The sequence below is a fragment of the Amycolatopsis sp. NPDC049691 genome (genome assembly GCF_040675005.1).
Classification (GTDB): Bacteria; Actinomycetota; Actinomycetes; order Mycobacteriales; family Pseudonocardiaceae; genus Amycolatopsis.
On the sequence record NZ_JBFANX010000042.1, the window covers coordinates 15341 to 27911 of the forward strand.

Annotated in this window: 12 protein-coding genes; 8 read left to right on the forward strand and 4 right to left on the reverse strand. The window is 74.3% G+C overall.

The window, feature by feature from the left end; all coding sequences use genetic code 11:
* Complete coding sequence (locus AB0J40_RS46830) at positions 1 to 2013, reverse strand: phosphocholine-specific phospholipase C (RefSeq protein WP_364467043.1); 2013 nt, start codon at positions 2011 to 2013, stop codon at positions 1 to 3.
* A gap of 165 nt (positions 2014 to 2178) precedes the next feature.
* Between AB0J40_RS46830 and AB0J40_RS46835 the strand changes: the two genes are divergently transcribed.
* Positions 2179 to 2706, forward strand: a complete 528-nt coding sequence (locus AB0J40_RS46835) for a MarR family transcriptional regulator (protein ID WP_364467045.1) — start codon at positions 2179 to 2181, stop codon at positions 2704 to 2706.
* Positions 2707 to 3078: 372 nt separating this feature from the next.
* On the opposite strand, the gene AB0J40_RS46840 is transcribed toward AB0J40_RS46835, so the two are convergent.
* A complete protein-coding gene (locus AB0J40_RS46840) occupies positions 3079 to 4089 on the reverse strand; it encodes a DUF5914 domain-containing protein (protein WP_364467047.1) in 1011 nt (336 codons plus the stop codon).
* 177 nt (positions 4090 to 4266) lie between these two features.
* Between AB0J40_RS46840 and AB0J40_RS46845 the strand changes: the two genes are divergently transcribed.
* The 7 genes from AB0J40_RS46845 to AB0J40_RS46875 are packed head-to-tail and all read left to right on the forward strand — an operon-like array spanning position 4267 to position 10619.
* Positions 4267 to 5349: a polyprenyl synthetase family protein gene (locus AB0J40_RS46845; RefSeq protein WP_364467049.1), complete on the forward strand. Its 1083-nt coding sequence runs from the start codon at positions 4267 to 4269 to the stop codon at positions 5347 to 5349.
* The gene (gene crtI / locus AB0J40_RS46850; protein ID WP_364467051.1) at positions 5346 to 6818 is read left to right on the forward strand and encodes a phytoene desaturase family protein; all 1473 of its coding nucleotides are present in this window, start codon (positions 5346 to 5348) and stop codon (positions 6816 to 6818) included. The genes AB0J40_RS46845 and crtI overlap by 4 nt, the downstream gene beginning before the upstream one ends.
* Positions 6815 to 7759: a phytoene/squalene synthase family protein gene (locus tag AB0J40_RS46855; protein WP_364467053.1), complete on the forward strand. Its 945-nt coding sequence runs from the start codon at positions 6815 to 6817 to the stop codon at positions 7757 to 7759. Before crtI ends, AB0J40_RS46855 begins: the two co-directional genes overlap by 4 nt.
* Before the next feature lies 1 nt (position 7760).
* Positions 7761 to 8117 carry a lycopene cyclase domain-containing protein gene (locus tag AB0J40_RS46860; RefSeq protein ID WP_364467055.1) on the forward strand — a complete coding sequence of 119 codons (357 nt, stop codon included), beginning with the start codon at positions 7761 to 7763 and terminating at the stop codon, positions 8115 to 8117.
* Positions 8114 to 8434: a lycopene cyclase domain-containing protein gene (locus AB0J40_RS46865; RefSeq protein WP_364467067.1), complete on the forward strand. Its 321-nt coding sequence runs from the start codon at positions 8114 to 8116 to the stop codon at positions 8432 to 8434. The genes AB0J40_RS46860 and AB0J40_RS46865 overlap by 4 nt, the downstream gene beginning before the upstream one ends.
* Positions 8431 to 9138: a class I SAM-dependent methyltransferase gene (locus AB0J40_RS46870; protein WP_364467057.1), complete on the forward strand. Its 708-nt coding sequence runs from the start codon at positions 8431 to 8433 to the stop codon at positions 9136 to 9138. The genes AB0J40_RS46865 and AB0J40_RS46870 overlap by 4 nt, the downstream gene beginning before the upstream one ends.
* Positions 9135 to 10619, forward strand: coding sequence for an FAD-dependent oxidoreductase (locus AB0J40_RS46875; RefSeq protein WP_364467059.1), 1485 nt, complete (start codon positions 9135 to 9137; stop codon positions 10617 to 10619). The genes AB0J40_RS46870 and AB0J40_RS46875 overlap by 4 nt, the downstream gene beginning before the upstream one ends.
* A 308-nt stretch (positions 10620 to 10927) precedes the next feature.
* Here AB0J40_RS46875 and AB0J40_RS46880 read toward each other — a convergent pair whose 3' ends face one another.
* Entirely contained in the window at positions 10928 to 11332 is a 405-nt protein-coding gene (locus AB0J40_RS46880; RefSeq protein ID WP_364467061.1) for a hypothetical protein, read from the reverse strand.
* Between the two features lie 49 nt (positions 11333 to 11381).
* On the reverse strand, positions 11382 to 12461 hold the full coding sequence (locus AB0J40_RS46885; protein WP_364467063.1) for a helix-turn-helix domain-containing protein: 1080 nt from the start codon (positions 12459 to 12461) through the stop codon (positions 11382 to 11384).
* Positions 12462 to 12571: the final 110 nt, after the last annotated feature.

The following is a 12571-nucleotide window of genomic DNA, read 5'->3' on the forward strand; positions in this document are numbered from 1 at the left end:
TCAGTCCATGCGCGTGGCCGGGTCGCTGGTGCTCGGCCGGCCGTTCTCGACGTGCCCCGCCAGGCGGCGGAGGAACTTCGGATCGCGGTCCGACGTCACCGACACGTCGTACCAGTTGCCGCTGCGGCGGGTGTCCACGTGCTCGACGACCCGCGCGCCCGGCCGGAGCCGGCGGGTCGTCGAGCAGTGGCCGTACGCGTCAGCCACCGTCAGCTGCACCGTCGTCGATCCGCTGTTGGTCAGCACCAGCGCGAGACCAGAGCCTTCCTGCCGGACGCTCACCTCCGGACCGGCGCCGCCGCCGCGGAACTGCCGGACGAACCCGTTGGGCCCGTAGGCGGTGTAGTCGTACGCCCCGGCGGCCGGCAACGCGGCCGCCAGCGACTTGCCCGCGCCGGCCGTGTACGTGCGCGGCTCGCCCGACGGCGTCACCACGTAGAACGCCGCGCCCGCGCGGCCGTGGTTGGCGAACGTCACCGTCAGCGTGCCGTCCGCCAGCCGCGCGTCGGCCGACAGGTCGTACGGCAGCGCCCGCGCCGGCCGCAGCCCGCGTTCCTGCTTCGGCAGCACGTTCCGCGCCGGGACGGCGGGCACGTAGTCCGGGTGCCGCACGCGGTCCGGCGGCTCGTAGCCCGCGGTGTCCGGCAGCGCGGGCACCCGCGCGTCGGTGCGCGCGAAGTCGAACGCCGAGGTCAGGTCGCCGCAGACCGAGCGGCGCCACGACGTGATGTTCGGCTCCCGCACGCCGAAGCGGCGTTCGACGAACCGGATGATCGAGGTGTGGTCGAACGTCTCCGAGCAGACGTACCCGCCCTTGCTCCACGGCGAGACCACGAGCATCGGGACGCGCTGGCCGAGCCCGTACGGCCCGGCCGGGTTCGCCGCCGACCCCGCGAAGATCTCGCCCGCGGTGTCCACAGTGGACTGGCCGGCCGCGGCGTAGGGCGGGACGACGTGGTCGAAGAAGCCGTCGTTCTCGTCGTAGGTGATGAACAGCGCGGTCTTGCTCCACACGTCCGGGTTCGCGGTCAGCGCGTCGAGGACCTGCGCGATGTACCAGGCGCCGTAGTTCACCGGCCAGTTCGGGTGCTCGCAGAACGCCTCCGGCGCGGTGATCCACGAGACCTGCGGCAGCTTCCCGGCCTTGACGTCGGCGCGCAGCCGGTCGAAGTAGCCTTCGCCGGCCTTCGCGTTCGTGCCGGTGCGCGCCTTCTCGTACAGGGCGTCGCCGGGCTTGGCGTTGCGGTAGGAGTTGAAGTACAGCAACGAGTTGTCGCCGTAGTTGCCGCGGTAGGCGTCTTCGATCCAGCCCCAGCCGCCGGCGGCGTCGAGGCCGTCGCCGATGTCCTGGTAGATCTTCCACGACACTCCGGCCTGCTCCAGCCGTTCGGGGTAGGTCGTCCAGGAGTAGCCCTTCTCGTCGTTGCCGAGGACCGGGCCGCCGCCCTGGCCGTCGTTGCCCGTGTACCCGGTCCACATGTAGTAGCGGTTCGGGTCGGTCGAGCCCATGAACGAGCAGTGGTAGGCGTCGCAGATGGTGAACGCGTCGGCCAGCGCGTAGTGGAACGGGATGTCCTCGCGCGTCAGGTACGCCATCGTGGTCGAGCCCTTGGCGGGCACCCACTTGTCGTACCTGCCGCCGTTCCACGCCGCGTGCGTGTCGTTCCAGCCGTGCGGCAGGTCCTGGATGAACTGCAGGCCCAGGTTGTCCGCTTCGGGGCGGAAGGGGTAGATGTCCCGCTTGCCGTCGGACTGAGCCCACACCGGCTTGCCGTTCGCCAGGGTCGCCGGCCGCGGGTCGCCGAAGCCGCGGACGCCGCGCAGCGTGCCGAAGTAGTGGTCGAACGACCGGTTCTCCTGCATGAGGACCACGATGTGCTCGACGTCCCGCAGGGTGCCGGTGCGGTGGCTGGCGGGGATCTCGGCCGCTCGGGCGATGCTCGTCGAGAGCGCGGAAAGGGCGGCGGTGCCGCCGGCCAGCTGCAGGAAACGCCGTCTGTTGACGTCCGTCATGAGGACTCCGGGGGTGTCGGGGTGGAGAGCCGGGCCATTGTGCGCGGGCCTACGAGAACCTGTGCCGGGCCCGAGGCTAACTCCGGGCGAAACTCCGGTAAACGGCTTCCGGCGGACGAGCTCTTGACACAAATACGGAAGCACGTACTAATGTAGTGCTTCACAATGAACGACCTCTCGAATGACCCCGACGACTTCCTCTACTCCCCCGACGTCCGCAACGCCCTCGCCGGGTTCACCCACGGCGAAGACACCGGCACGCTCGAAGCGGGGGCCGCCGTCCGCGCGGCCGCGCGCAGTCTCGACCAGCTGCGCTCGCACGGCACGGACAGCCGCGGCCTCAGCCCCGGCGCCCTCGACATCCTGATCCGGCTCAGCGCCGCCGAAGCGAACATCAAGGACCTCGCCGCGTCGGCCGGAGTCAGCTCGCGCAACGTGACCGGCCTGGTCGACACCCTCGAACGGGCCGGGCACGCGGTACGGGTCCCGGATCCCCGCGACCGCCGCTCGGTCCTGGTCCGCATCACCGACGACGGCCGGACGTGGCTCGAGGAGTTCCGGCGGCCGTCGCAGCTGGCCATGGCGGCGCTCTTCCGCGGGTTCACCGCCGCCGAGACGACCCGGCTGCGCCACCTCTGCCTGCGGCTGGTGGAGAACCAGCAGCAGCTCGCCCGGCACCTGGAGAACCGATGACCACGCCGGACCGTCTGGACCTGATCACCGGGAGGTTCACTTTCCCAGCCCACTGATCAGCTCCGACGACGCCCGCGGCCACCTCGCCGGACGCGGCGCGTTCGTCAGCCTGGTCCCGGGTCGACCTGCTCGGTGTGTTGTACCGCCAAGAGACGTGACACTGGCCTGGCACCCAGCGGCCGAGCACTTCCGGCTCGAGGAAGGGCGATCACGTTGATCTTCGACGCCACCCCGTGGCGCCCGGTCATGGCCGCCGCCGGGCGGTGAGAGCGGTGCCCGCCCGACTGCCCGGGTTTGCGGAGACCACGAGCTGAGCTCGAACACGGGCGGGCACCACCGCGAGCCGTGTACCCGGGCCGCCGGGGCCCAAACTCACCCGGCGCGCAACGCGTACCGGCGTTCGGCGTAGGCGAGGTCGTCCCGCCACAGCCGGGCCGCCGTGCGGCGCATCAACGGCCGGATCGCCGGCGCCAGCTTCGCCGCCACGGCGAAGCCCGGCCGCTCCGAAGCGGCGATCGTCGCCTCGATGACCGCCGTGCGCGGGCGGCCGTCGGGGCCCGGGCCGAGCGGGGTCGCGTGCGTCTCCACCACGCTGCCCACTCCCTCGCCCTCGACGATCCGCATCACCACCGTGCGCGGCTCGGGGCAGGTGAACTCCGCCAGCACCGGCACGCCCCAGCGGCCCGCGAGCCGGAACGTGACCTCGACGAGGAACCGGTCCTCGTCGTCGGGCACGTCGATCCCCCGCGGCGCCTCGAGCACCCGCAGACGGCTGAACGAATACGGGTGGAACCACGCGCCGTGCCACGGGTCGAGGCGGTTCGCCACGACGTCCTCGGGCTCGCACGTCCCGGTCAGCGTCGCGACGGCGTCGATGCGGGCCGCGTTCGCCGGGCGGGCCGGCACCACGGGCGCGTCCGACGGCCGCTCCCCGCCGAGGGTGTCGAGACGCGCCCAGACGAGCACGCCGTCGTCGTGTGACGGCACCGGGGACCACGTCCCGCACCGGGAGCCGTCGAGGCGCAGACCGTGCCAGCGGCAGAGCAGCGCGCCGGCGTCCACCCGTGCGTCGGCGAGCGGGGCGCCCAGGTGCGGGCACGCGCCGGGGCCGATCCGGACGTCCCCCGCCGGCCCGCGCCACGCGACCAGCTCGCGGCCGCCGACCGTGACACCGAACGGGCGGTCCGCGCGCACCTCGCGGCCGGCCGCGACGACGAACCAGTTACCCGACGGACGGGCCGAGGCGCGCTTGCCCGCCGCCTCGATCAGGGCGGGCGGGCAGTCCCGGTAGGTCGGCTCCTGCTTCGCCCAGCGGGGTTCGGCGAACGGCTGGACGGGCCAGCGCCGCGGCCATCGCGCGGCGATCCGGCGGCTGACGTTCATCGGTCCATCGTGACCGATCCGCATCGGGCCCGCAACGTCAGCGAATTCGGCTGCTCAGCGAGCGCATCCGCGTTTATCACGGTAGAACCGGGGTATCAGCCAGACCATCCGACGTGCCCCTTGATGCTCGCTGAGCGTGCATCGGTTGCGCATCGCAAGACGGGGAGAGGAGCCCGGATGACCGCGACCTCGACGGCCGCCGGATCGGTGGCGTGGCTCGACGCGCTGCGCCGGCGTTGCGCGACCGATGTGCACGCCTTCGTCACCGAGCGGGTGCGCGAGCACTTCACCGGGCGCGCGGCGGACACCCCGGCCGTCGGCGCGCTGCCGGAGTTCGTCACCGGCGGCAAGTTCCTCCGCCCGATGTTCGCCTACACCGGCTGGCGCTGCGGCGGCCCGGAAGACGCCGCGGCCTTGCGCGCCGCCGCGAGCCTGGAACTGCTGCACTGCTTCGCGCTGGCCCAGGACGACGTGATGGACGGCTCGGCGCGGAGACGCGGCCGCCCGTCGCTGCACGTCCGGTTCGCCCGCTGGCACGAAGAGCAGGACCTGAGCGGCTCGGCGGCCCGCTTCGGCGAGTCGGCCGCGGTGCTCGCGGGCGACCTGTTCCTCGTCTGGTCCGAGCAGCTGCTGCACGGAAGCGGGCTCGACGCCGACGCACTCGCCCGCGGCCGGCCCGCCTACGACCTGCTGCGCTCCGAACTCGCCGTCGGCCAGCTCGGCGACCTGGTGAACGACGCCCGCACGCTGCCGTCCTGGGCCGACGTCCTCGACGTCGTCCGCCGCAAGTCCGGCAACTACACGGTCCGCCGTCCCCTGGAGTTCGGCGCGGCACTGGCCGGCTGTCCCGAGGACGTCGTCACCGCGCTCGGCACCTACGGCGGCCTGCTGGGCGAGGCGTTCCAGTTCCGCGACGACCTGCTGGGGGTGTTCGGCGACCCGGCGGTCACCGGCAAGCCCGCGGGCGACGACCTGCGCGAGCGCAAGGCGTCCAGCGTGGTCGTGCTCGCCCGCGACCTGGCCGACCGCCGTCAGCGCGCCGAGCTGGGCGACCTGCTCGCCCTCGACGAAATCGACGACGACGCCGTCGACCGGTGGCGGGACCTGATCACCGCGACCGGCGCCCGCGACCAGCTGGAGAAGTTCGTCGACGAACGCGTCCGCCACGCCCTGGAGGCGATCGATCCGGTTCCCCTGCCGCGCCAGGCGGCCGGCGCGCTCACGGTCCTGGCCAACCGCTGCACCGAGCGCGTCCGATGAGGACGGTCACCGGGCGCACCGGCCACGTCGTGGTCGTCGGGGCCGGCCTGGCCGGGCTGTCCGCCGCCCTGCACCTGGCAGGCCGCGGCCGGCGGGTCACCGTCGTCGAACGCGATCCCGGCCCGGGCGGCCGGGCCGGCCGCGTCGAGACCGGCGGCTACCACCTCGACACCGGGCCGACGGTGCTGACCATGCCGTCGATCCTCGCCGGCGTCTTCGCCGCCGCGGGCGCGGAGCTGACCGATCACCTGCGGCTGACGCGGCTCGACCCGGCCTACACCGCGCGCTTCGCCGACGGGTCGGTCCTGCCGGTGCACTCGGACGCCGACCGGATGACCGACGCCGTCCGCGAGTTCGCCGGCCCGGACGAAGCGGCCGGGTACCGGCGGCTGCGCGCCTGGCTGACCCGGCTGTACGCGGCGGAGTTCGACCGGTTCGTCGCGAGCAACATCGATTCGCCGCTCGGGCTCGTGTCACCGGACCTCGCCCGGCTCGTCGCGCTCGGCGGTTTCCGGCGGCTGGACCGGAAGATCGGCGCGTTCCTGCGCGACGAACGCCTCAAGCGCGTCTTCACCTTCCAGGCGCTGTACGCCGGGGAATCGCCGATGCGGGCACTCGCGTTGTACGCCGTCATTTCCTACATGGACACCGTCGGCGGCGTGTACTTCCCCGAGGGCGGGATGGCCGCGGTGCCCCGGGCGATGGCCCGCGTCGCGGAAGGGGCAGGCGTGGAATTCCGGTTCGGCGCACCGGTCACCGCGCTCGAACGGCGGGGCGCGCGGGTCACGGCCGTCCGCACGGCCGAGGGCCGGATCCCGTGCGACGCCGTCGTCCTGACGACGGAACCGCACGAGTCCTACCGGCTGCTGGGCCGCGCGCCGCGCCGCCCGGTGCCGCTGCGCCCGGCGCCGTCCGCGCTGGTGCTGCACACCGGCGGTCCCGGGGACTGGCCGGTCGGGCACCACACGATCTCGTTCGGCCACGGCTGGGCGTCGACCTTCCGCGAGCTCATCACCGACAGCAGCCGGATGAGCGACCCGTCCCTGCTGATCACCCGCCCGACGGCGACCGATCCCGGGCTGGCGCCGGCCGGGCGGCAGCTGTTCTCGATCCTGGCGCCGGTCCCGAACCTCGAGCGGGGGCCCCAGGACTGGGACAGCGAGGCCGAACCGTACGCCAAGGAGATCCTCGACCACGTCCGCGCCGATCTGCTGCCCGGCTTCGAACCGGAGGCGTGGCACGTCCTCGGCCCGGCCGACTGGGCGCGCCGCGGGATGGTCGCGGGGACGCCGTTCGGCTACGCGCACTCGTTCGTCCAAACGGGACCGTTCCGGCCGCGGAACCTGCCACCGGCCACGGAAAACGTCGTGCTCGCGGGTGGCGGGACCGTGCCGGGGGTCGGCGTCCCGACCGTGCTGCTGTCCGGGCGGCTGGCCGCCGACCGGATCACCGGGGAGGCAGGCCGGTGACCCGCCGCGAACTCGACGCCGCCGGCATCACCGGGGCCGGGCTGCGCGAGGCCTACCGGCACTGCCGGGAGCTCAACGCCCGGCACGGCCGCACCTACTTCCTGGCCACCCGCATGCTCGCGCCCGCGCAGCGCCCCGCCGTCCACGCCCTCTACGGGTTCGCCCGGCGGCTCGACGACCTCGTCGACGAACCCGCTCCCGGCGCCACGCCGGACTCGATCGCCGCCACCCTGCTCGACGTCGAAGAACGGTTCCTGAAGGAACTCGCCGCCGGGACGAGCGACGACCCGCTGCGGATGGCCGTCATCGACACCGCCACCCGCCACGGCATCCCGGAACCGTACTTCCGCGCGTTCTTCACCTCGATGCGGATGGACCTGACCGTGACCGGCTACCCGACGCGCGCCGCGCTCGACGAGTACGTCCACGGCTCGGCCGAGGTCATCGGGCTGCAGGTGCTGCCGATCCTCGGCACCGTCGTCCCGCGCGCGGAGGCGGCGCCGCGGGCCGCCGCGCTCGGCAAGGCGTTCCAGCTGACCAACTTCCTGCGCGACGTCGCCGAGGACCTCGAGCGCGGACGGGTCTACCTGCCGGCCGACGAGCTGGCCGCGGCCGGCGTCGACCGCGACCGGCTCGCCTGGTGCGCGCGGACGCGCCGGCTTGACCCGGCGGTGCGGCGGGCGCTGGCCGAGCAGGTCGCGGCCACCCGCCGCGTCTACGCCGAGGCCCGGCCGGGGATCGCGATGCTGCACCCGGCGTCGCGGCCGTGCGTGCGGACCGCGTACGTCCTTTATGGAGGGATCCTGGACCGCATCGAAGCCGTGGACTACAACGTGTTCGGCGGCCGCGCCCGCGTGCCCCGGCACCGGCGGCTGGCCGCGGCCGGCGACGCGCTGGTCCGGGCGCAGTGGGCGCGGCGGCGCCATCCGGCGGTGACGTGACGTGGGCCGGTGGGAGTACCTGGTCGTCCTCGGCGCGTGCGTCCTGGTGACGCTGCCGCTGGAGCTGGCCGGCGCCCGCGTGTACCGCCGGCCGCGGCGGCTGGCGCGGGCGGTGCTGCCGGTGGCCGCGGCGTTCCTGGTGTGGGACGCGCTGGCCATCGCCGCCGGCATCTGGGACTTCGACCCGGCGTTCGTCACCGGGGTGAGCACGCCGTTCGGGATCCCGGTGGAAGAAGTGCTGTTCTTCGTCGTGGTCCCGGTCTGCGGTGTCCTCACCTACGAGGCCGTCGAGCTGACCGGGACCCTGCTGCGCCGGCTCGTCCGGCCGCTGCTCGACCGACGGCGGGTGCGGCGCTGATGCCGTGGGGTTACACGGTTCCCGCCGTCGCCGCCGTGCTCGCGGTGGTCGTCGCGGAGGTCTTCGTCCTGCGCACCGGGCTGTTCCGGCGGACCACGTACTGGGTCGCCATGGTGATCGTCATCGCCTTCCAGATCCCGGTGGACGGGTGGCTGACGAAGCTGTCGGCGCCGATCGTCCGCTACTCCCCCGCGGGCATCACCGGCTGGCGGTTCCCGTGGGACATCCCGGTGGAGGACTTCCTGTTCGGCTACGCCCTCGTCACCGCGGTCCTGCTCCTGTGGGAGCGCGGGAAGTCGCGAAAGGACAGTGCATGAAAGGCAACGGCCTGCCCCGCGCCGAAGTGCCGGCGGCGTTCGACGCGGGCGCGGCGGCCTACGACCGGCTCGTCGGGCTGAACCCGGGCTACCACCGCGACCTGCGGCTTTCGGCGCGGCGGCTGATCCGGCCGGGGCACCAGGGGCTGCGGATCCTCGACGCGGGCTGCGGCACGGGGGCGTCGACGGCCGCGCTGCTGGCGATCGCCCCGGACGCGCGCGTCACCGCGATCGACGCGTCGGGCGCGATGCTGGCGCACGCCCGCGCGAAACCGTGGCCGTCCACAGTGGAATTCCGGCACACCCCGGTGGAGGAGCTGGCCGGGGTCGCGGGCCCGTTCGACGCGGTCCTCGCCGCGTACCTGCTGCGCAACGTCGACGACCCCGACGCCACGTTGCGGGCGCTGCGCGGGGTGCTGCGGCCCGGCGGCCAGCTGGCGCTGCACGAATATTCCGTGCGCGACTCCCGCCGGGCGCGCTGGGTGTGGAACGCGGTGTGCGGCGCGATCGTCATCCCGCTGGGCCGGATCACCACCGGCGACGCCACGCTCTACCGGCACCTGCGCCGCAGCGTCGCGGCGTTCGACGGGGTCGCCGAGTTGTGCTCGCGCTTGACGCGCGCGGGTTTCACCGACGTCCGCACCGGCACGATGCCGGGCTGGTCCCGCGGGATCGTCCACACGGTACTGGGCACGGCACCGTGAGCGCGGGCCGCGACCGCCGGGCGGAGACCCACCCCGCACCCGGCGGGCTCCCCGACGCCGGGCGGCTCGGCCGCCGTCCACGCGCGGCCGTCGTCGGGGGTGGTATCGCCGGGCTCACCGCGGCGACCGGGCTCGCCGAGCGCGGGGTCGCGGTGACGGTGTTCGAGCGCGAGGCTTACCTGGGCGGTCGCGCCGGCGGCTGGCCCGAGCGGCTGCCGGACGGCACGGAAGTCACCATGAGCCGCGGGTTCCACGCGTTCTTCCGCCAGTACTACAACCTGCGGGCGCTGCTCGGGCGCACCGACCCGGGCCTGGAGCGGCTGGTGCCGGTGCCCGACTACCCGCTGGTCGACCCGCAGGGGCGCACCGACACGTTCGCCGGGCTCCCGCTGACCCCGCCGTTGAACGCGCTGGCGTTCGCCTTGCGCAGCCCGACGTTCCGGGCCCGCGATCTGGTGCGGCTGGCCGGACGGCAGGCCCTGCCGCTGGCGACGGTCAGCGTTCCCCGCGTGTACGACCGGCTCGACCACCTCGACGCGGCGTCGTTCCTCAGCGCGATCAACTTCCCGGAGGCGGCGCGGCACCTGGCGTTCGAGGTGTTCTCGCGCAGCTTCTTCGCCGACCCGGCCGAGCTTTCCGCGGCCGAGCTCGCGACGATGTTCCACCTGTACTTCCTGGGGTCCTCGGAGGGGCTGCTCTTCGACGTGCCGGCCGAGCCGTTCCCGCAGGCGCTGTGGGACCCGCTCGGCGACCACCTTTCCGGGCGGGGCACGGACATCCGCCTCGGGACGGCGGTGCGCGGTGTGGCGCGGGACGACGACGGGTTCCTCGTCGACGGGGTCCGGTTCGACGCCGTGGTGCTCGCGTGCGACGTCGCGGGGCTGCGCCGGATCGTGGCGGCGTCGCCGGAGCTGGGCACGCCGTCGTGGCGGGCGGCGGTGGCGGGGCTGCGCACGGCACCGCCGTTCGTGGTCCGCCGGCTGTGGCTCGACCGGCCGGTGCGCGCCGAGCGGCCGGCGTTCCTGGGCACGGGCGGGCGGCCGCCGCTGGACAACATCAGCGTCCTGAACCGGTACGAAGGGGAAGCCCGCCGCTGGGCCGCGCGCACGGGCGGCTCGGTGGTGGAGACGCACGCGTACGCGTCGCCGGACGGCGCGGGCCTGGACGCGCGCCTGCACGAGCTGTACCCGGAGACGGCGGCGGCGCGGGTGCTGGGCGAGATCACGGTGACGCGGCAGGACTGCCCGCTGTTCCCGGTGGGCGGGTTCGCATCGCGGCCGGGCGTGGTGACCCCGGAGCCGGGGCTGGTCCTCGCGGGCGACGCGATCCGGGTGGACCTGCCGGTGGCGTTGATGGAAAGAGCGGCGACGACCGGCTGGGTGGCGGCGAACGAGCTGCTGACCGGCTGGGGCGTGGCGGGACACCCGCTGCGGTCGGTGCCCAACCACGGCCGGCTCCGCCTGCTCGACCGCCTGGCGTGAGTCAGCGCGCGGTCCGCCGCCACACCGCGCGCCAGCGGTAGGACGTCCGCATGCGAATCCCCGGACGGTTCGCGGCCGGCCCGGCGGAGAGGACCGGACCACTCGCGTTGCTCCGGCGAAGCCGGAGCAACGCGCCGGCCGGCTTCGACGAGCAGGTCGTAGAGGGCCAGCGTTACGTCGGCGTCCTCCGACGTGCCGCCCGCTATGGTCCGCAGAGGAGGCGTCGAGAACGCGCTTGTCGTAGAACAGCACGGCGTCCCCGCCGAGCACCACCCCCGGCGCTCGCGAAAGTCACCTCGCAGGCGCCGTCAGGCATCGCGTCCGGAGGTACCGATGATCGCGGGCAACGCGCGGCCGAAGGACCCCAGGCTCTTGAACGGCTCGCCCGACAGCACCCGCTCGGCGATGCCGAACGGAAACGCGGTGGCTCCCCGCACCACCACGACGAAAGCGCCGGGCGTCTCCTCGTGCGTGGTCCACTCCCCGCCGTACGCGCGGACGAGCACCTCGCCGGTGTAGGCGCCGACCAGCTTCCACCACAGGTCGAAGCGCTGCTCCGCCAACGGCCCCTCGGAGAGCAGCTCGGCGCACACGGCGTCGAGCCGGTCGAGGCTGCCCAGGCTCCAGTCCAGGTCGTGGCCGAACCGGGTCGCCACCAACCCGGCGCACTCCGTCGCGAGGGTGCGCAGGTCGATGGCCGGATCCGTGGTCATGGCCGGTGATCGTGCCAGCAGCGGACACCCGGCGGCAACGGAGTTACGCTCAGCGCAGCACGGCCGCCAGCAGGTCGGAGCCCAGCGCCGTCAGTTCGGGCAGGGTGACCGAGTACCGGACGTACCGGCCCTGCCGCCGGGCCGTCAGCAGGCCCGCCCGCCGCAGGACGGCCAAGTGGCGGGACACCTCCGGGGCCGACAGCGCCCACGCGTCGGCCAGCTCGCCCGTGGTGTGCGGGCCGCGGGCCAGCGTGCGCAGCAGCCGCAGCCGGACCGGGTGCGCGAGCGCCGACAGGCGCAGCGTGACCGTCTCCAGCGGCACCGGCTCGGCCGGCCCGGCGACGGGGTACTGCACCACCGGCCGCCACCCCGGCGCGTGGACCGCCACCAGGTGTGGGCGCCCGAAGACGCTCGGGAGGAACGTGACCCCCGTGTCGCCGGCGGTGGTCGCGGTGTCCTGGAGCTTGTCCACGACGATGCGGCCGCCGTCCGGGGACAGGGTGACGGCGCCGGAGACCGACGCGAGTGCCGCCCCGATCCCGTGGCGGGCGAGCAAGTCGTTCTTCCGGCGCAGGTCGGCGGCGAGCTGCCCGGCGACGCCCGTCCAGGCGGCGTCGAAGAACGCTTCCGCGCACTGTTCGAGCGTGTCCCGCACCCGCGCCCGCACGGCCGCCGGGTCCGCGAGCAGCCGTTCGGCGAAGGCCTCTTGGAGCGCGCCGCGGGCCTGGGCGAGGTCCAGTGCCCGCTCGCGGGCCGTCGCGTCGGCCAGCGGTGACGGCGCTCCGAAGTGGACGCGGTTGCTGCCGCACGTGGTGATGAGCGCCGCGGTCACGTAGGTTTCGTCGTCGATCCGGTCCACCTCGTCCAGTTCGCCGGCGAGCGTCGGCCGCGGGCGGGCGGGGACCAGGAAGTCGGCTCGCGAGGAACGCCAGAGGAATTCCGCCTCCCGGAGCCGCTCGGCCAGCTCGGGCCGCAGCCCGGCCCAGACCTCCGCCGCCCAGCCGGCGAGCTGCGGGTGGTGCCCGGGTTCGGCCAGGACGTGCAGCATCGCCGTCAGCTCGGCCAGCGGGGAGACGGCGAACCGCAGGTGCCCGGACGGCAGGCCGCCGATGTCGATCCGCAACGTCATCCCGGCATTCTCGCCGGTCGGCCCGCCGGTGGCCGCGGGGGGGGGGGGGGTTGGGGGCACCGGCCCGGCCCGCCCGGGGGGGGACGGCGCGGGGGGGGGCCGGGGACCCC